At 65.3% G+C, this 18,170-nt stretch carries 17 protein-coding genes; 6 read left to right on the forward strand and 11 right to left on the reverse strand.

The window, feature by feature from the left end:
- Positions 1-33: 33 nt before the first annotated feature.
- The 4 genes from Q0894_RS09055 to phoR all read left to right on the forward strand — a co-directional run bounded on the left by Q0894_RS09055 (position 34) and on the right by phoR (position 3,592).
- Positions 34-582: a chorismate lyase gene (locus Q0894_RS09055; protein ID WP_299234077.1), complete on the forward strand. Its 549-nt coding sequence runs from the start codon at positions 34-36 to the stop codon at positions 580-582.
- Between the two features lie 32 nt (positions 583-614).
- Complete coding sequence (gene ubiA, locus Q0894_RS09060; protein ID WP_299234080.1) at positions 615-1,505, forward strand: 4-hydroxybenzoate octaprenyltransferase; 891 nt, start codon at positions 615-617, stop codon at positions 1,503-1,505.
- Between the two features lie 91 nt (positions 1,506-1,596).
- Positions 1,597-2,286, forward strand: coding sequence for a phosphate regulon transcriptional regulator PhoB (gene phoB, locus Q0894_RS09065; protein ID WP_299234083.1), 690 nt, complete (start codon positions 1,597-1,599; stop codon positions 2,284-2,286).
- A 1-nt stretch (position 2,287) separates the two neighbouring features.
- Entirely contained in the window at positions 2,288-3,592 is a 1,305-nt protein-coding gene (gene phoR / locus Q0894_RS09070) for a phosphate regulon sensor histidine kinase PhoR (RefSeq protein WP_299234086.1), read from the forward strand.
- A gap of 7 nt (positions 3,593-3,599) precedes the next feature.
- On the opposite strand, the gene cysZ is transcribed toward phoR, so the two are convergent.
- The 6 genes from cysZ to Q0894_RS09100 all read right to left on the reverse strand — a co-directional run bounded on the left by cysZ (position 3,600) and on the right by Q0894_RS09100 (position 9,778).
- Positions 3,600-4,337 (reverse strand): sulfate transporter CysZ, encoded by a 738-nt coding sequence (gene cysZ, locus Q0894_RS09075; protein WP_299234089.1) that lies wholly within the window; start codon positions 4,335-4,337, stop codon positions 3,600-3,602.
- Between the two features lie 66 nt (positions 4,338-4,403).
- The gene (gene phoU / locus Q0894_RS09080; RefSeq protein ID WP_299234093.1) at positions 4,404-5,132 is read right to left on the reverse strand and encodes a phosphate signaling complex protein PhoU; all 729 of its coding nucleotides are present in this window, start codon (positions 5,130-5,132) and stop codon (positions 4,404-4,406) included.
- A 25-nt stretch (positions 5,133-5,157) separates the two neighbouring features.
- The gene (pstB, locus tag Q0894_RS09085; protein ID WP_299234607.1) at positions 5,158-5,973 is read right to left on the reverse strand and encodes a phosphate ABC transporter ATP-binding protein PstB; all 816 of its coding nucleotides are present in this window, start codon (positions 5,971-5,973) and stop codon (positions 5,158-5,160) included.
- A gap of 23 nt (positions 5,974-5,996) precedes the next feature.
- The gene (gene pstA, locus Q0894_RS09090; RefSeq protein ID WP_299234096.1) at positions 5,997-7,532 is read right to left on the reverse strand and encodes a phosphate ABC transporter permease PstA; all 1,536 of its coding nucleotides are present in this window, start codon (positions 7,530-7,532) and stop codon (positions 5,997-5,999) included.
- Positions 7,529-8,743: an ABC transporter permease subunit gene (locus Q0894_RS09095; RefSeq protein ID WP_299234099.1), complete on the reverse strand. Its 1,215-nt coding sequence runs from the start codon at positions 8,741-8,743 to the stop codon at positions 7,529-7,531. Before Q0894_RS09095 ends, pstA begins: the two co-directional genes overlap by 4 nt.
- Positions 8,744-8,818: 75 nt before the next feature.
- Positions 8,819-9,778 carry a phosphate ABC transporter substrate-binding protein gene (locus Q0894_RS09100; RefSeq protein WP_299234102.1) on the reverse strand — a complete coding sequence of 320 codons (960 nt, stop codon included), beginning with the start codon at positions 9,776-9,778 and terminating at the stop codon, positions 8,819-8,821.
- A 212-nt stretch (positions 9,779-9,990) separates the two neighbouring features.
- Here Q0894_RS09100 and Q0894_RS09105 point away from each other — a divergent pair, with 212 nt between their 5' ends.
- A complete protein-coding gene (locus tag Q0894_RS09105) occupies positions 9,991-10,398 on the forward strand; it encodes an acyl-CoA thioesterase (RefSeq protein WP_132044671.1) in 408 nt (135 codons plus the stop codon).
- Positions 10,399-10,551: 153 nt separating this feature from the next.
- Here the strand turns inward: Q0894_RS09105 and Q0894_RS09110 are convergent, their stop codons facing one another.
- The 3 genes from Q0894_RS09110 to hexR all read right to left on the reverse strand — a co-directional run bounded on the left by Q0894_RS09110 (position 10,552) and on the right by hexR (position 15,117).
- Positions 10,552-11,640: a TRAP transporter substrate-binding protein gene (locus Q0894_RS09110; protein WP_299234107.1), complete on the reverse strand. Its 1,089-nt coding sequence runs from the start codon at positions 11,638-11,640 to the stop codon at positions 10,552-10,554.
- A gap of 144 nt (positions 11,641-11,784) precedes the next feature.
- A complete protein-coding gene (uvrD, locus tag Q0894_RS09115) occupies positions 11,785-13,986 on the reverse strand; it encodes a DNA helicase II (RefSeq protein WP_299234110.1) in 2,202 nt (733 codons plus the stop codon).
- A 267-nt stretch (positions 13,987-14,253) separates the two neighbouring features.
- The gene (gene hexR, locus Q0894_RS09120) at positions 14,254-15,117 is read right to left on the reverse strand and encodes a transcriptional regulator HexR (protein WP_299234112.1); all 864 of its coding nucleotides are present in this window, start codon (positions 15,115-15,117) and stop codon (positions 14,254-14,256) included.
- A 228-nt stretch (positions 15,118-15,345) separates the two neighbouring features.
- Between hexR and Q0894_RS09125 the strand changes: the two genes are divergently transcribed.
- Positions 15,346-15,561 carry a PA3496 family putative envelope integrity protein gene (locus tag Q0894_RS09125; RefSeq protein WP_132044663.1) on the forward strand — a complete coding sequence of 72 codons (216 nt, stop codon included), beginning with the start codon at positions 15,346-15,348 and terminating at the stop codon, positions 15,559-15,561.
- An 81-nt stretch (positions 15,562-15,642) separates the two neighbouring features.
- On the opposite strand, the gene Q0894_RS09130 is transcribed toward Q0894_RS09125, so the two are convergent.
- Together Q0894_RS09130 and Q0894_RS09135 are read right to left on the reverse strand one after the other, a co-directional pair.
- Positions 15,643-16,986, reverse strand: coding sequence for a sodium-dependent transporter (locus tag Q0894_RS09130; protein WP_299234118.1), 1,344 nt, complete (start codon positions 16,984-16,986; stop codon positions 15,643-15,645).
- Positions 16,987-17,333: 347 nt separating this feature from the next.
- A complete protein-coding gene (locus tag Q0894_RS09135; protein WP_299234609.1) occupies positions 17,334-18,161 on the reverse strand; it encodes a DUF72 domain-containing protein in 828 nt (275 codons plus the stop codon).
- Between the last annotated feature and the right edge of the window lie 9 nt (positions 18,162-18,170).

Genomic DNA, 18,170 nt, shown 5'->3' on the forward strand with positions numbered 1-18,170 from the left:
TACCCGCCCCCATGGATGGACAGAGAGTCCGCGGTGTCCGATTCCCGATCCCACGCCCAGCATGGCCCCGCGCGCTGGTTACCCCTGGCCGCCGTCCGCCCCACCATGAGCCCGGCCTGGCGCCAATGGGTAGGCTCGCGGGACTCCTTGACCCTGCGCCTCACCGATGCGGGGCGCCCGCGCCCCTTCCGGGTCCACCTGATCGACCAGCGCACCGGTGCGCTGCGGCGCGACGAGGCCCAGGCGCTGAACCTCCCTCCGGGCCGCCAGGCCTGGCAGCGCGAGGTCGCGCTATGCCTGGGCGAGACGCCCTGGGTGGTGGCACGCTCTGTGGCTCCGCTCGAGGGACTGCCCGCCCACGAGCTGACGCATCTCGGCGAGCGCTCCCTGGGCAGCTGGCTGTTCCGTCAGCCCGACCTCGAGCGCGGTGAGATCGAGGTCACCCGTGACCCGGCAGGCTTCCATGAGGCACGGGGGCCCTGGGGGCGCCGTTCGGTATTTCACCATGGGGGCTTCCGCGTGCTGGTGCAGGAGTGGTTCCTCGACGCCATGGCGGATGACCTCGGCCTGCCTTCGCGCTAGGCTTTGGTGTTCCCACCCGCCACGAGGTAGAGATGGACCGCTCTTTGATGCGCCCCACGGGCCTGGCCCGACTCCCCGACTTCCTGCGCCTGACACGCCTCGACCGTCCCATCGGTACCTGGCTGCTGATGTGGCCCACCCTCTGGGCGCTGTGGACCGCCGCCGAGGGGCTGCCCAGCCGTCGCCTGCTGCTGATCTTCATCGCCGGCGTCTATCTGATGCGTGCCGCCGGCTGCGTGATCAATGACTACGCCGACCGCCACGTGGACGGCTACGTCAAGCGCACTCTCGACCGCCCCCTGGCCACCGGGCGCATCAGCGAGGGCGAGGCCCAGGCGCTGTTTATGATGCTGGTGGCGGGCGCCTTCGTGCTGGTGCTGTTCACCAACCTGTTCACGGTGCTGCTCTCCATCGGCGGGGTAATACTGGCCTTCATCTACCCCTTCATGAAGCGCTACACCCATCTGCCACAGCTGTTTCTGGGAGCGGCATTCTCCTGGGCGATCCCCATGGCATACGGTGCGGTGCTGGGCCATGTGCCCTTCGAGGCGTGGCTGCTGTTCGCGGCCAATGTGATGTGGACCATCGCCTACGACACCCAGTACGCCATGGTCGATCGCGACGACGATCTGAAGGTCGGCATCAAGTCCACCGCGGTGCTGTTCGGCAGCGCCGACCGCTTCATGATCGGCCTGCTGCAGATCGTGACGCTGCTGCTGCTGGCCTGGGCCGGCACACGACTCGCCCTGGGCGGTTTCTTCTGGCTGGGGCTGGTGGCCATGGCGGCCACCTTCGTCTGGCAGCACTGGCTGATCCGCGAGCGCAAGCGAGAGCCCTGCTTCCGGGCCTTTCTCAACAACTACTGGTCGGGTCTGCTGGTGTTCGCGGGCATCGCCCTGAGCCTGTGGCCAGGCATCCAGTAGCCGGGCCTCCGGTGCGGGCCGGCCTGTCACGTCAGTGTCATAATGTCGTGATCTACTCGACATCGACCCGTCATTGACCCGAGGCTTCAGGATGACCGCCAAGACCGTACTGATCGTCGATGATGAAGCGCCCATCCGCGAGATGATCGCCATGGCGCTGGAGATGGCCGACTATCGCGTGCTCGAGGCGGACAACGCCCAGACCGCCCATGCCATGGTGGTCGACCACCAGCCTGACCTCCTGCTGCTCGACTGGATGATGCCCGGCACCAGCGGCATCGAGCTGGCGCGGCGCCTCAAGCGCGACGAAACTACCGCCGAACTGCCGATCATCATGCTCACCGCCAAGGGCGAAGAGGACAACAAGATCCAGGGGCTCGAGGCCGGCGCCGATGACTATATCACCAAGCCCTTCTCCCCCCGGGAGCTGGTGGCGCGTCTCAAGGCCGTGCTGCGCCGGGCAACGCCCCATGGTGTCGAGGAGGCGGTGGAGGTGGATGGCCTGCGGCTCGATCCGGTCAGCCACCGGGTCAGCGCCGACGGTCGGGAGCTGGGTGTGGGCCCTACCGAGTATCGCCTGCTGCAGTTCTTCATGACCCATCAGGAACGCGCCTACACCCGCAGCCAGCTGCTCGATCAGGTGTGGGGCGGCAATGTCTACGTGGAGGAGCGCACCGTCGACGTGCATATCCGCCGCCTGCGCAAGGCGCTGGGTGAGCGCCATCAGCACCTGGTACAGACGGTGCGTGGCACCGGCTACCGGTTTTCCACCAAGGGCTGACGTGAGGCACTGGAGGCATGAGCTATGGCGCCTGCTTCTGCTCGCTGGCCTCGGCCTGGCGGTCGGCTGGCCGCTGGGCGCGCCGGGGGCCGGACTGGCCCTGGGGCTTGCGCTGAACCTTGTCTACCATCTCTATCAACTGCACCGCCTTCACCACTGGCTGACCCATGACAGCCAGGCCGAGCCGCCCTCGGCCGCCGGGCTATGGGGTGAGCTGATGGACCGCCTCTACCGCTACCAGAAGGTCCAGCGTATCGCCCAGGAGCGGCTGCGCAGCACCCTGGGGCGGATTCAGGAGTCCTCCGAGGCCATGCGCGACAGCGTGGTCATGCTCGATCGACACGGCGACATGGAGTGGTGGAACAGCGCGGCGGCCCGGCTGCTGGGGCTGGAAGCGCCCCATGATCGCGGCCACCATATCACCAACCTGCTGCGCGACCCGCGCTTCATCGAGTACTTCCATGCACGCGACTACCGCGACTCCCTGACCCTGCCCTCCCCCATCGACGAGCGGACCATCCTGGAGTTTCAGATCACCCTCTATGGCGACGACGAGCGGCTGCTGATGGCCCGCGACATCACCCGCCTGCATCGCCTCGAGGAGATGCGCCGCGACTTCGTGGCCAATGTCTCCCATGAGCTGCGCACCCCTCTCACCGTGCTGGCCGGCTACCTGGAGACCTACGCCAGCTTCACCGACCAGCTGCCCCCACGGTTCGCCAGGGGACTCGGCCAGATGCAGGAGCAGACCACCCGCATGCAGAACCTGGTCCAGGACCTGCTGCTGCTCTCGCGGCTGGAGATCGACCGCAGCGGAGGCGACCATGCCCCGCTGGACATGGTCAGATTGCTGGAGGGCGTAAAGCGGGATGCCGAGGCGCTATCCGGCGGTCGCCACACCATCCGGGTAGAGCTCAAGGAGCCTCGCGCCCTGGTGGGCAGTGAACAGGAGGTTCGCAGCGCCCTCTCCAACCTGGCCTTCAACGCCGTGCGCTACACCGCCGAAGGCAGTCATATCACCCTGAGCTGGCGCCCCGGGCCCAACCATGGCGCCTACCTGGAGGTGGTCGACGACGGCGAAGGCATCGACCCGGTGCATGTACCGCGCCTTACCGAGCGCTTCTATCGGGTCGACAAGGGGCGCAGCACGGCGACCGGCGGAACCGGCCTCGGCCTGGCCATCGTCAAGCACGTGCTGCTGCGCCACGACGCCCGCCTGGAGATCGACTCCCGGCCGCGCCAGGGCACCACCTTTCGCTGTCTCTTCCCCGCTACCCGACTGGAAGGGGAGACCCTCGCGACCTGACGCCGTCTCAACGACGAGTTGGCAGGTCGGCGGGCAGGTCACGATAGTGGCCGTCCCACATCAGCACCGCGGCGGCCACTGCCCCGGGCAGCAGGAAGAGGTTGGCCAGCGGGATCCAGGTGATCAGGGTCACCCCGCCCCCATAGGTCATGGTGGGCCACCAGCGCGTCCTGAGACGGCGTCGCATCTCGGCGAAGCTGACCTTGTTGTTGTCCATGGGGTAGTCGAGATAGGTGATCGCCATCATCCACGCCGAGAACAACGCCCAGAGCAGCGGGGCCACCAGATTGACCACGGGAATCCAGCTGAGCACGAACAGCGCCGCCATGCGCGGCAGAATATAGACCAGCTTGACCAGCTCGCGGCCCAGGGCATCCAGTGCGGTTCTCGTCAGGCCTCGGTCATCCAGCGGCTGCCGCCCGGTGGCCTCGATCTCCACCCTTTCGGCAAGAAAACCGTAGAAGGGCGCGGCGACAAGGTGCGTCACCAGGGTAAAGGTGAAGAACACCACCAGCACCAGGCTGACCACGAACATTGGCCAGATCAGCCACTCCAGCCAGGCGAGCCAGCCCGGTACCATGCTCATCCAGTGGTCCAGCCAGCTGCCGAAATTGGCCAGCACGAACCACAGCATGGCGACGTAGACCAGCAGGTTCACGGCGATGGGGGCAAACACATAGCGGCGCAGGCCGGCGCCGTAGACCAGGCGGGTACCACGGGCCAGGGCCGTGAAGGCATCAAGCATTTCAGCGTCTCTTGCAGCGGTCGAGATCAAGGGGCTGCGTTATTGACGACGAAACACCGGCGATGGTCAACCCCTGCGAGCAATGGCCTCGGCATTCAGGTCATCTGGCGCGGTATGGCGGATATCCATGCCGTTGACCAGATAGACCACATATTCGGCAAGGTTGTTGGCATGGTCACCGATGCGCTCCAGGGCACGCAGGATCCACATCAGGCTGAGCACCGGCGAGATCGAGCGTGCATCCTCCATCATGAAGGTCATCAGCGAGCGCATGGCGCTCTGATACTCGCTGTCGACCTGTTCATCCTCGTGGACCAGCTTGAGCGCCAGCTCGGTATCGAGCCTGGCGAAGGAGGTCAATGCATCGCGCACCATGCGCCGCACATGGTCGCTGATCATGCGTACCTCCACGAAGCCGCGGCTGCCATTATCGCCCTCGATCAACTCACAGGAGTTGCGGGCGATCTTGCTTGCCTCGTCACCGATGCGCTCCAGATCGGAGGCGGCGCGGATCACCGCCAGCACCAGACGCAGGTCGGACGCGGTAGGCTGTCGTCGCGCCAGGACCTGAGTGCACTCCGCATCGATCCTGATCTGCATATCGTTGACCATGCGATCATTTTCGACTACCTGACGGCCCAGTGCGGAATCCCCCTCGAGCAGGGCCGCCACGGCATCCTGGACCTGTTTCTCGACCAGCCCCCCCATCGCCATCAGCTGGGTCTTTAGCTCCTCGAGCTCCTGATTGAACTGACGGGAAATGTGCTGGCTGTGGATATCGCTGCTGATGTCCATGGGACTCTCCTTGGGGCCGGACGCTTCAGGTCATGCGCCCGGTGATGTAGTTCTCGGTGCGCGCGAGGCGCGGATGGGTGAACAGCGTCTGGGTGGGGCCGTACTCCACCAGCTCGCCTTGCTCGAGGAAGGCGGTAAAATCGGAAACCCGTGCCGCCTGCTGCATGTTGTGGGTGACCAGCACCAGGCTGAGGCGCGACTTCAGGTTGCCGATCAGCTCCTCGATCTTCAGCGTCGAGATGGGATCCAGGGCAGAGGCCGGTTCGTCGAGCAGCAGCACCTCGGGCTGAACCGCCAGGGTACGGGCGATCACCAGGCGCTGCTGCTGGCCCCCCGAAAGCGCCCAGGCCGAGGTCCGCAAGCGATCCTTCACCTCCTCCCAGAGTGCCGCGGAGCGCAGCGCCCATTCGACGCTATCGTCCATCTGGCGCCTGCGCAGCCCCCCCTGCAGGCGCAGACCGAAGGCCACGTTGTCATAGATCGACATGGGGAAGGGATTGGGCGCCTGGAAGACCATGCCAACCCGGCGCCGCAACTCCGCCACCTCCACCTCGGGGGCATGAATATCCTGCCCTTCGAGGCGAATCTCGCCGCACCGCACCACCTCCTCGTTGAGATCGTGGAGTCGGTTGAGGGCACGCAGCAGGGTCGACTTGCCGCACCCGGAGGGGCCGATAAAGGCCGTCACCCGGTGGCGGGGCACGCGCAGGGTCAGATCGCGCAGCGCCGGCTTGTCGCCATACGCAAGGCTCAACCCGGTGATCTCCAGGCAGCTTTCGGAGGCGGCGAAGTCGATGATCGGCCCTCTCGCGGCGGATGACGACGTGAAAACGGACACCAGACAGATTCTCCTCTGGGCCACCGCTAGACGCGCGACGGCACCTCATGACGCAGCCTCAGATGATGACGCAGAAATATTGCAGTCAGGTTAAGCATCAGGATCACCAGCACCAGCAGCAGTGCCGTGGCGAAGGCCAGCGGCATGGCGGCCTGGACGTCATCGCCATGGAAGGCCGTATCGTAGACATGGTAGCCAAGATGCATGAACTTGCGTTCAAGATGTAGGTAGGGGAAGTCGCCGTCCACCGGCACCCGGGAGGCCAGCTTGGCGACCCCCACCAGCATCAGGGGCGCCACCTCACCGGCGGCCCTGGCCACGGCCAGGATCATGCCGGTCAGCATGGCGGGCAGCGTCATCGGCAGCACCACCCGGGTCAGCATCTCCATGCGGGTGGCGCCCAGCGCCAGGGCTCCCTCCCGCTGATGGTCCGGCACCCGCGTCAGCCCCTCCTCGGTGGCCACGATCACCACCGGCAGGGTCAGCAGGGCCAGGGTCAGGGAGGACCACAGCAGGCCGCCGGTGCCGAAGGTAGGGGATGGCAGTCGTTCGCTGAAGAACCACTCGTCCAGGCTCCCGCCGATGCCATGGACGAACAGTCCCAGCCCGAACACCCCGAAGACGATGGAGGGAACCCCCGCCAGGTTACGCACACCGATGCGCACGATGCGAGTCAGCACTCCCTGATGGGCCACCTCATTGAGATAAATGGCGGCCAGCACACCGAAGGGGGTCACCACCAGCGACATCAGCAGCACCATCAACATGGTGCCGAAGATCGCCGGCCACACCCCTCCGGCGCTGTTGGCGGCGCGTGGCCCCTCGGAGAGAAAGCGCCACACGCCCTCTCCCCAGGCAACCACTCTGTCGGACAGCGTCATGGCGTTGGGCCGCCAGGCACGTAGTACCTCCTCCAGAGGCTGCTCGACACGCCGCCCGTCGGCGCTCTCCACTATCAGGGTAGCGCCGCCCATGGCCGCCTGAAGCTCACGGATTCGCCCATTGGCCGCGACCAGCGCCGCGCGAGCCTCGTCGCTGTCGACGGCCTCGAGGCGACGAACCAGGGGCATCACCACCTCGTCGCGCAGGCGGTTTCGCTCGTCGCGCAGCCTCTCCAGCGCCTTCAGTCGCGCCTGCAGGGCGGGCCAGGCAGCCTCGCCGACATGGCTCTCTCCCTCCCCTTCGAGCGCCACCAACCGGCCGACAAGATCGCCCCAGCGACTGCGCTCCATCATCACCAGCTCGGCTGGGTAGTCGATCCTGGCGATCTCCCCAAGCTCGATCCAGCGCCAGCGGCCACCCTCCAGATCCCGGTTGGCGGTGAAGTAGAGGCGCTCACGCCTCGTGTCGCCGGGGCTCGCCTCCTCACGCACCGCGATGCCGGCGAAAGGCGAGCCGGCGTGAGGCGTCACCACGGCCACCTCGGCGGGCCAGAAATGGCCCAGCCCACGCGTGGCCAGCAGCAACAGCAGAGCCAGCAACATCAGCAGCGACAGCGCCACACTGCCGGCGGCCAGCCAGGGCCAGGGGCCTTCACCGTAGCGTCGCCACGAGCCTCTCATGCTCCCCCCTCCCGGCGCTGATAGCGGCGCCGCAGGCGAGTACGCATCACCTCGGCCAGGGTATTGACCAGGAAGGTGAAGAGAAACAACACCAGCGCCGCCAGGAACAGCAACCGATAGTGGGTACCGCCGACGGCGGCCTCAGGCAGCTCGATGGCAATGGTCGCCGACAGCGAGCGCAGCCCCTCCAGGGGACTCAGGGTCATCAGGGCGGTGTTGCCGCTGGCCATCAGCACGATCATGGTTTCGCCCACCGCCCGGCCGGCGCCGATCATCACCGCGCTCAGGATGCCCGGTGAGGCCGCGGGCAGCACCACCCGCCAGAGCGTCTGCCAGCGGGTGGCACCCAGTGCCTGGGCACCCTCGGCGAGGCTGTCGGGCACCCCATTCAGGGCATCCTCGGCCAGCGCATAGATGCCGGGGATCACGGCAAAGCCCATGGCCACACCGACGATCATGGCATTGCGCGCCGCATAGTCGAGGCCCAGGGTGGCGGCGAGCCAGCCACGCAGATCTCCCCCCACCAGCGCGGCCTCGAGCCAGGGCGCCAGCCACAGGGTGATGGCCCCCACCATCAGCAGCCAGGGCATCAGCCACACTCCCGCCCAGCCAAGGGGCAGCCGCCTCCCCAGTGGCGACGGCAACAGCCCCCTGACTCCTACAGCCAGCACGACCCCGAGGGGCAAGGTGACCACCAGCAGCAAGGTAGCGGTTAAATGCAGCTCTACCCAGGGCGCCAGCAGCAGGCCGGCAATGAAACCGACCACCACCCCGGGCATGGCCTCCATCAGCTCCAGGGTAGGCTTCAGCCGGGCCCGCAGGCGACGCGGCATGTAGAGCGCCGAATGCACCGCGGCGCCCAGCGCCAGGGGCACCGCAAACAGCAGTGCCCACAGCGCGGCCTTGAGCGTGCCCCAGGCAAGCGGCAGCATGCCGTAATGCGCCGGACTGGCCTCCCCAAGGGACTCGGGCCGCCAGCGATGCCGGGGCTCGGCGGCCCCCTCCACCGGCTGAGGGCGCCACAGCGCATCGGTATCAATAGCATCCGCCCCCAGAAAGAGCGGTATCACCTCCAGCGCCAGAAACACCCCGATGGCCAGTACCGATACCAGCACGCCGATGCCCCCCGCGGTGATCAGCAGGGTCGCCAGGCGGTCGCGAAGGCGGCGACGACGCAGGTGCAGCGAGGGAGGTGGGCGAGAGTCGATCATGGCCACTCATCAGGCGCGGATGATAGAAGCAGGAACACTACTTTACGACAGAACGATGACAGTCGCGTGACAGCGCTACTCGGCCATCGGCAGTGAAGCCAGCCAGTCGCGCTGCTGCATCAGCCGCTCCTCGGTCAGGGTGACGAAGCCCAGCTCCTCGACCACCGCCTGGCCCTGCGGGGAGAGCACCAGCTCGAGGAAGGCATGCTCCGGCCCCGTCAGCGCACTGCCGGGGGGCAGGTTCACGTAGAGATAGAGGTAACGCCACAGGGGGTAGTCGCCGCGGCGTACGGCCCGAGGCGTGGGTGAGACGACCCGGCCCTGGGCGTCATGGAGCTGAAGCGCCCTGACGCCGGCGGTCAGGTGATTGAGGCCCACGAAGCCGATGGACGATGGCTCGGCGGCCACCGCCGCTGCCACTGCCGCCGAGCCGGGGTGCTCGTTGAGACGTACCCGGAAACCACCACCACACAGGGCCCGCCTGCGAAACAGATCATGGGTTCCCGAGGCGACGTTGCGTCCATGCAGCACGATACGGTCCGCCGGCAGCATGCCCCCCAGCTGAGACCAGCGTTCGATCCCCTGGTCGGCACCGCAGCGACGCGACTCCGAAAAGATGGCATCCAGCTCCCGACGGCCGAGGCTCTCCAGCGGATTGTGGCGATGCACGATAACCACCAGGGCATCGCGGGCGACCTTCAGTTCGACGGGGGAGTAGCCATGGCGGGCGATGAAGGCCTCGCGTTCGTGATCATTCATGGGCCGCGACATCGCGCCCAGGCGCGCGGTGCCAGCGGTCAGCGCGGCCGGGGCGCTGGCCGAGCCACTGGCCTGAAGCTGCAGGCGCACCCCCGGGTGGCGCTCGGCCAGCCGCTCCCCCCAGCGCAGCATGGGGCCCGCAAGGGTGTCCGATCCCACTGCACTCAGCGGTCCGATGACATCATCCGCCGGCACCCGTACCGTCAGCAGAAGCAGCAGCACGCCAAGCAGCGGTGACATCCAGCGTAACCATCTGCGCTCATCGACTCTGGCCATGTGGCCTCCCCTCGCCCTGCCGTCCTCTACCCATGCTACCCCACGGCCGACTGCGGAGCCGCGCCCGCGGCCTGTCGACTGATAGTTTGGGCAACAGCTTCTCGCTATCCTCTACCCTGCCACACTTCACACGGGGCTGGAGGGTGAGCAAGCCCGGGTTTACCATGGGTCCGGTCTCGCCCCCAATAACAAGCCAGGATGATGACACCTTCATGACAGAACTCGATGACAGCCCGCGCCCACGGGGAGAGCTGACTCTCAAGCTGCTGGCCAGTCGCCAGGATACCAATCTCCACGGCGATATCGCCGGGGGCTGGCTGGTTGCTCATATGGATCAGGCCGCCGAGCTGGCGGCCGACCGGGAGGCCAACGGTCGCACCGCCACCGTGGCTATCGAGGCAATGGACTTCCTGTGTCCGGTGCGGGTCGGCTCCACGGTCAATATCTTCACCCGCCTGGTGGAGATCGGCCATAGCTCCATCCGCATCGACGTCGAGGTGTGGATCCGCCAACCCCATGAACGCAATCCCGATGAGCTCCACAAGGTGACCGAGGCTCGCTTCGTGATGGTGGCCATGGATGACAATGGGCGCATCCGCGCAGTACGTCGCGAGACCTGATCGCTGATCGCTTCTACCAAAGCAGAGCGGGGGCGCTACTCGGCGCCCCCGCTCTGCTTTTCAAACACCCCCGGCCGATAGCCGCCGTTTCATGCCGGTTCAGTGGCATACGGCGGGAGCCGTGGCCTATCTGCCTCGCGAGGCATCATGCCCTCAGGACTGCACCGCCTCACGCGCCTTGAGGTAGGCAAATTCGCCGGCATCGTTGGACGCCCGCACCAGCTTCTGGAAGGCGACGTAGGAGTCATGGACCTTCTTCGAGTCCGGATCGCTCTCGACCTGCTCGGCGATCACCTCCTGGGAGGAGTCGTAGAGCGCCTTCATCACATCCTCGGGGAAGATGCGCAGCTTGACACCATGCTCGTTGACCAGAGTATCCAGGGCCTGGGCGTTGCGGAAGGTAAACTCGCTGACCATCGCCAGGTTGGCCGCCCGAGCCGCCTCGGTCACCACCGCCTTGAGGTCATCGGGCAGGGCATTCCAGGCCTCCAGGTTGACGGTTCCCTCGAGGATCGCACTGGGCTCGTTCCAGGCCGAGGTGTAGTAGTAGTCGGCCACCTGGTGAAGACCGAAGGCCAGGTCGTTGTAGGGGCTGACCCAGTCGGCGGCATCCAGCACCCCGGTCTGCATGGAGGTGAAGATCTCCGAGCCCGGCATGGTGACGGTGGTGACACCGATACGGTTCATCGCCTCACCGGCCAGGCCGGGCAGACGCAGCTTGAGCCCCTGCAGGTCCTCCAGGGAGTTGATCTCCTTCTTGAACCAGCCTCCGGGCTGGGTGGTGGTATTGCCCACCGGGAAGGGCTTGAGATTGTGCTTGGCATAGATCTCGTCCCACAGCTCCTGACCGCCGCCATAATAGAGCCAGGCGTTGGTTTCCTGAGTCGTCATGCCGAAAGGCACGGCGGTAAAGAACTGTGACGCCGCTACCTTGCCACGCCAGTAGTAGGAGGCGGAGTGGCCCATCTCAGCAGTACCGGCGGCCACGGCATCGAACACTTCAAGTGCCGGTACCAGCTCACCGGCACCATGCACGCGAATACGCATGCGACCGCCGGAGAGTGTCTCGATGCGCTTGGCGAACTCGCTGGCACCGGTACCCAGGGCCGGGAAGTTCTTGGGCCAGGAGGTGACCATGTTCCAGGTGATGGTCTCCTGGGCCTTGGCGGTGGAGACGAAGGGGGCAGCGACCACACCGGCGGCGCCGGCACCCAGGGTGGTCAAGAACTTGCGACGTTGCATTCAGGCATCACTCCGTACGGATTATTATGCGAGTGCCGCGCCTGTCGCGCGGCTGTGTCCGCCTGGCAGTATGCTCCAGACGTGAACAGACCCACAAGCCACCAGCTGCCGTGAACGTCAACGGAAACTCAGGCACCCTGAATGTCACAGTGGTGTCAGCTTGGCGAAGCCCAGCACCAGCCACTTGTCCCCCTCCCCCGCGAAGCTGACCTGCACCCGCGCCCGGGGACCCTCGCCCTCGGCATTGAGGATCACCCCCTCACCGAATACCGGATGACTGACCCGCTGCCCGAGGGAGAGCGAGGGCAGGTCATCACCACCGTTGACCTCGCTCTGGCGCAGCCCGGTGGGGCGCGACGTGGTGACGGGTCGCGATACCTGGCCGCGCAGCCGCACCTCCTCGAGATACTCCTCGGGAATCTCACGCAGAAAGCGCGAGGCGCGCTGGAAGGTCTCCTTCCCGTGCAGCCGGCGAATCTCGGCATGGGTCAGATAGAGCTTGCGCATGGCGCGGGTCAGGCCCACATAACAGAGGCGACGCTCCTCCTCCAGGCGGCCCGGGTCCTCCGCCGACATGCGGTGGGGAAAGAGCCCCTCCTCCACCCCGGCGATAAACACCACCGGGAACTCGAGACCCTTGGCAGAGTGCAGGGTCATGAGCTGAACGCTATCCTCGAACTCGTCGGCCTCATGCTCGCCGGCGTTGAGCGCCGCCTCGGAGAGGAAGGCCTCCAGCGCCGTGGCACCCTCGCCAGCCTCCGGTGTATCGAAGGCGTCACCCTGGGTGAAGGCCCTGGCCGCGGTGACCAGCTCCTCGAGGTTCTCGACCCGCGCCTGCCCCTTCTCTCCCCTTTCATTGCGATGGTGCTCGAGTAGCCCGGTACGCGCAATCACATGGTCGATGATCTCGTGGAGCGCGAGGCCGGCGCCATCGTTGTCCAGAGTATCGATCAGATCGGCGAAGGCCTGCAGGGCAGTGCCGGCACGCCCCTTGAGGGCGCCGTCGGCCAGACCATCATGGAGCGCCTGCCATAGCGAGACGCTCCCCTCGCGGGCACGCTGGCGCAGCAGTTCCACGGTTCGCGTGCCGATGCCCCGGGCCGGCACATTGATCACCCGCTCCAGGGAGGCATCATCATCGCGATTGAGCAGCAGTCGCAGGTAGGCCAGGGCGTTCTTGATCTCCAGGCGCTCGTAGAAACGATGACCGCCATAGATACGATAGGGCACGCCCTGGCGGATCAGGGTCTCCTCAATCACCCGCGACTGGGCATTGGAGCGATAGAGAATGGCGATCTCGCGGCGATTGACACCCTCCTCGACCCGTTCGCGCAACGTATCGACGATAAAGCGCGCCTCATCGAGGTCATTGAAGCCGCTGTAGACCGAGATCGGTTCGCCGCGCTCGCCGGCGGTCCATAGCGTCTTGCCCATGCGCTCGGCATTGTGGCTGATCAGTGCGTTGGCGGCCTCAAGGATGGCACTGGTGGAACGGTAGTTCTGCTCCAGGCGCACCGTCTTCGTCTGCGGGAACTCGCGCTCGAAGCGGCGGATGTTCTCCACACGAGCGCCACGCCAGCCATAGATCGACTGATCATCGTCACCCACCACGGTCATCGGGGTGGTCATGCCGGTCAGCAGCTTGAGCCAGGCGTACTGCAGGGTATTGGTGTCCTGGAACTCGTCCACCAGCACATGGGCGAAGCGCTGCTGGTAGTGGGCCAGCAGCGCCGGGTTGTCACGCAGCAGCTCAAGGCTACGCAGCAGCAGCTCGCCGAAGTCGACCAGGCCGCCACGCTCGCAGGTCAGCTGATAGCGATCAAAGAGCTCGACCATCTGGCCCAGGTAGGCATCGCCATGCACATTGACCTGATGGGGGCGAAGCCCCTCCTCCTTGCAGCCGGAGATGAACGACTGCACCTGACGAGGCGGGAAGCGCTCGTCATCGATGTCGTTTTCCTTGATCAGTCGCTTGATCAGACGCAGCTGGTCATCGCTGTCGATGATCTGGAAATGCTGGGGCAGGCGAGCGTCCTGCCAGTGGGTGCGCAGCAGGCGATGGGCGATGGAGTGGAAGGTGCCGACCCAGACATGGCGCAGTGACGTGCCTACCAACGCCTCCAGGCGCGTGCGCATCTCGCGGGCCGCCTTGTTGGTAAAGGTCACGGCCAGCACCGCATAGGGAGAGAGCCCCTCGGCCTGCATCAGCCAGGCGATGCGTTGCACCAGCACCCGGGTCTTGCCGGAGCCGGCCCCGGCCAGCACCAGCATATTGCCCTGGGGGGCGCTGACTGCCTCGCGCTGGGCGGCATTCAGGTGGTCGAGGATCGCCGTGACGTCGTCCATGGGAAGGCATCGCTGCTCGGAAAATGGGCGAACAGCTTAGCATAGCCGCAAGGGGCAAGGGACAAGGGGCAAGGGGCAAGGGGCAAGGGCAAGGGCAAGGGCAAGGGCAAGCCGAAAGCCGTAAGCCGTAAGCCGTAAGCCGTAAGCCGTAAGCCGTAAGCCGTAAGCCGTAAGCCGTAAGCCGTAAGCCGTAAGCCAGGATATCAACGCCAAGCCTAGCGGCAAGGGAGGCTTACAGCTTAAAGCTCCTGTGCCGGCGCAGCCGGCTCAGGGCTTGCCGTCCTGCTCCGGAAAACGCAGCGGTGTCAGACTCTTCTTCACTTCACGTAGCTGCTCGGCAAGCTTGGGACCGCGGGTCTTGGCCACGCCCACGGCCAGCACATCGACCAGCACCAGATGGGCGATGCGCGAGCTCATGGGCGTGTAGATCTCGGTGTCCTCATGAACGTCGATATAGAGCGGCAGGGTCACCTCCTCGGCCAGTGGAGAACCGTCGGGGCACAGCCCGATCACCGTGGCACCAGCCTCCCGTGCCAGGCGCACGCTGGCCACCAGCGCCCGGGTGCGGCCGGTCTGGGAGATTGCCACCACCACGTCCCCCTCCTTGAGGGTCACCGCCGACATGTTCTGCATATGCGGGTCGGCATAGGCGGCGGTGGAGATCTGCAGGCGGAAGAACTTGTGCTGGGCATCGAAGGCCACCGCGCCGGAGGCCCCGAAGCCGTAGAACTCGACCCGATTGGCCATGGCCAGGGCATTGATCGCCTTGCTCAGCGCCTCGTTGTCGAGACGGTCACGCACCGACAGCAGGGTGCCCACGGTGGAGTCGAAGATGCTGTGGGAAAACTCCGCCACCGAATCACTGTCGTTCATCGAGAACTGGGCGAACTGGCTGCCGGTCGCCAGCATCTGCGCCAACTTGAGCTTGAAGTCCTGGAAGCCGTTGCAGCCCAACGCCCGGCAGAAGCGCACCACCGTCGGTTCGCTGACCTTGGCTTCGGTCGCCAGGTCGACGATTCGCATATGGATCACTTCCTCGGGGTTGCGCAACACAAAGCGCGCCACCTTCTGCTCGGAGCGGCGGAAGTGCTCCATGCGGTGTCTCATCTCATCGAACAGGGCACGACTCACACGGAACTCCTTGGCTGGCCACCGCAATGCGATGACGAACGATCATGGTATCTGACTCATGGTATCCAACTACAGTATGCCCGAAGGCGGGGCCATATGGGCAGTGCGCCTCCGCCCGGAGAGCGTTGAGGCAGCGTCATGAGAAAAAGACTCACGCCGTCATCATTCTGTCAAGTGATGTATAGTAACAAATGCAGTGTCGCGTAGCGTCCAAGGAGAGAGTCAATCATGCACAAGACCGAACGGTTAACCTCCCTGAAGAGTGAACTTCTCGACATCTTCATGAGCATGGAAGTCCATGAGCACGAAGAGCGCACCCGCACCGCCGCCCAGCGTCACCTGCGCGCCCGGCGTGGCATCGAGCTCCACAGCGAGTTCAAGCAGCTGGCTCGGGAGATCGCCGAGTTGCCAGAAGCCGAGCTCACCGAAGACGCCATGCACTGACGTCACACCACGATATGCAACGAGCCCCGCCAAGGCGGGGCTCGTCAGGGCTTGAAGCCAGTGCCGTGATGGTCGGCGAGCCTAGACCAGGCCGTAGACGAACACCACGACCACCCCGATCGGTGCCACCACACGAGACACCACCTGCCACACCTGGGCCTGACCGGCCGAGAGCCCCAGCTCGTTGATCACGCTGTCGCGGTCGAGACGCCAGGCCACGAACAGGATCGCGCCCAGGCCGGTCAGCGGCAACATGAACTTGCTGGTAAGGGTATCCAGGAAGTCGAAGACGTTCAGCCCCAGGATCAGGAACTCGTCCCAGACGTTGAACGACATCAGCGCCGCAATACCCAGTACCCAGACCGCCACACCGGCCACCAGGGTAGCCGCGACGCGAGATAGCGGCGTACGCTCCTCGAGCAGCTCCACCGTCGGCTCCAGCAGCGAGATCGCCGAGGTCAGGGCGGCGAAGGTCAGCAGCAGGAAGAACGCCAGGCCGAGGATGGTACCCCATGCCATGTTGCCGAAGGCCAGCGGCAGGGTAACGAAGATCAGCCCCGGCCCCTCGCCCGGGCTCAGGCCATTGGCGAAGACGATGGGGAAGATCGCCATGCCGGCCAGCAGCGCGATGGCGGTATCCAGAATGATCACCGTGCGTGCCGTGCTGATCAGGCTGACGTCCTCACCCAGATAGGAGCCGTAGGCCAGCATGATGCCCATGCCCAGCGACAGGGTGAAGAAGGCCTGCCCCATGGCGGCCAGCACTACCTCACCGTTGATGGCGCTCCAGTCGGGGCTGAACATGAAGGCCATGGCCTCACCGAAGTGACCGGTGGTCATGCCATAGATCACCAGCACCACCATCAGGATGACCAGTGCCGGCATCAGGGTCTTGACGGCACCCTCCAGGCCCTTGGTCACGCCGCGAGCCACGATAAAGATCACCAGCGCCATGAAGGCGGTATGCCACAGGGTCAAGGCGGTGGCATTACCCAGCAGGCCACTGAAGATGGCGCCGACACCATCGGAGTCCATGCCCGTGAACTTGCCGGTGACCGAGCCCAGGGTATAGAAGAGCGACCAGCCACCGATCACGCTGTAGAAGGAAAGAATCAGGAAGGCACCCAGAACGCCACTGACCCCGACCAGTGCCCAGGCCGGCAGACGACCGCTCTGACGAGCCAGGTCGAGCATCGAGTTGATCGGGTTCTTCTGGCCACGGCGGCCGATCAGCCATTCGGCGACCAGGATCGGCAAGCCGACCAGGGCCACACAGGCCAGATAGATGAGCACGAAGGCCGCGCCCCCGCTGTCCCCTACCATATAGGAGAAGCGCCAGATATTGCCCAGCCCCACCGCCGAACCGGTGGCTGCCAGGATAAAGGCCATCTTCGATGACCACTGTGCATGGGAGAGTTTGGACATGTTTCACCCTGTATGTACGTGTCGCCAGCGACCGATCCGGTGCGTTGGCGGCTTGTGCTTGTCATTGCCACGTCCAGAGCGTCATGGATTACATGACACCGTCCAGAGCATGACAGGATCCGGGCAGGATCACTGCCGTTGCGCTTCACGATCGTCGGCGGGTGGCCATTGACCGAAGAGCGCAGGAGCGCAGGACCATCGCAAGATCGACGCAGGTTCGGCGCCAAATCCAGTCAGAATCCGGGGGTATGAGCGCTCCGGACCATAAAACTATCCGATCAAACACTCGATGGCCAGCGTCTTCTGTGGTTTGGCACTTGCTCTTTAGGAGCAGGTGGAAGCAGGCATCAACTCCCGAACAGGCTGGTCTGGGCCTCGCCGGGGAAGGCCGGCAAGGGAGGCAGGGCCAGTCGCTCTGCCAGGCGGTCGTGGAGGCGCCGCGCCAGCTGGGGTGCCTGCCGGTTGTCCGGTGTATGCACCATCAGATAAGGGGTTTTCCCCTGTTTTATCCACAGGGCAAGGCGATCGATCCAGGCGGCGAAGTAATGTTCATTGATGGTCGAGTCGTGATGACCGATATAGCGCACCAGGGGTCGGGCTCCCGTGGAAAGCACGTGTAATGGGCGTTTCGGCTTCTCGCGCTGCGCCTGTTGCAGGCCGGGATGCTCACCGGCCGGGGTGGCGAAGAGGGGTCGCACATCGAGCATCACCCGATCCACGCCGCGAGTTATCAACATCCTGTTGAAATGGCGCTCGACGCTCCCCTTGTGGAAAAAATCAGTGTGACGCACCTCTACCGCACAGGGAGTGCCGGCCGGCCAGCGTGCTAGCAGCGCCTCGAGACGAGGCAGTTCATCGCCACCGAAATCTCGAGGAAGCTGGACCATCAACGGGCCCAGGCGGCCGTGCAGCGGTTCGAGTGCCGTGAGGAAGGCATCGAGTTCGGCTTCGATACCCACCAGACGACGCTCATGGGTCAGGGCAGCGGGCAACTTGAAGCAGAAACGAAAGCCCGGGGGTGCCTGACGGGCCCAGGACGCCACGATGTCGGCGCGTGGCGCGCCGCTGTAGAAGGTGGTGTTGCCCTCCACACAGGTGAAGACCCGGGCATACTCCTCGAGTCCACCGCCATGAGGAGGATAGAGTCCGCCGCGCCAGTCGGGATTGGCCCACATGGGCAGCCC

The sequence above is a fragment of the uncultured Halomonas sp. genome (assembly GCF_947501415.1).
Classification (GTDB): Bacteria; Pseudomonadota; Gammaproteobacteria; order Pseudomonadales; family Halomonadaceae; genus Halomonas.

Bases quoted from the DNA above. Each gene is read 5' to 3' on its own strand.
- ubiA (WP_299234080.1), top strand. From the start codon at position 615: ATGGACCGCTCTTTGATGCGCCCCACGGGCCTGGCCCGACTCCCCGAC.
- phoB (WP_299234083.1), top strand. From the start codon at position 1,597: ATGACCGCCAAGACCGTACTGATCGTCGATGATGAAGCGCCCATCCGC.
- cysZ (WP_299234089.1), bottom strand. From the start codon at position 4,337: ATGCTTGATGCCTTCACGGCCCTGGCCCGTGGTACCCGCCTGGTCTAC.
- phoU (WP_299234093.1), bottom strand. From the start codon at position 5,132: ATGGACATCAGCAGCGATATCCACAGCCAGCACATTTCCCGTCAGTTC.
- pstA (WP_299234096.1), bottom strand. From the start codon at position 7,532: ATGAGAGGCTCGTGGCGACGCTACGGTGAAGGCCCCTGGCCCTGGCTG.
- Q0894_RS09095 (WP_299234099.1), bottom strand. From the start codon at position 8,743: ATGATCGACTCTCGCCCACCTCCCTCGCTGCACCTGCGTCGTCGCCGC.
- Q0894_RS09100 (WP_299234102.1), bottom strand. From the start codon at position 9,778: ATGGCCAGAGTCGATGAGCGCAGATGGTTACGCTGGATGTCACCGCTG.
- Q0894_RS09105 (WP_132044671.1), top strand. From the start codon at position 9,991: ATGACAGAACTCGATGACAGCCCGCGCCCACGGGGAGAGCTGACTCTC.
- Q0894_RS09110 (WP_299234107.1), bottom strand. From the start codon at position 11,640: ATGCAACGTCGCAAGTTCTTGACCACCCTGGGTGCCGGCGCCGCCGGT.
- uvrD (WP_299234110.1), bottom strand. From the start codon at position 13,986: ATGGACGACGTCACGGCGATCCTCGACCACCTGAATGCCGCCCAGCGC.
- Q0894_RS09125 (WP_132044663.1), top strand. From the start codon at position 15,346: ATGCACAAGACCGAACGGTTAACCTCCCTGAAGAGTGAACTTCTCGAC.
- Q0894_RS09130 (WP_299234118.1), bottom strand. From the start codon at position 16,986: ATGTCCAAACTCTCCCATGCACAGTGGTCATCGAAGATGGCCTTTATC.
- Q0894_RS09135 (WP_299234609.1), bottom strand. From the start codon at position 18,161: ATGTGGGCCAATCCCGACTGGCGCGGCGGACTCTATCCTCCTCATGGC.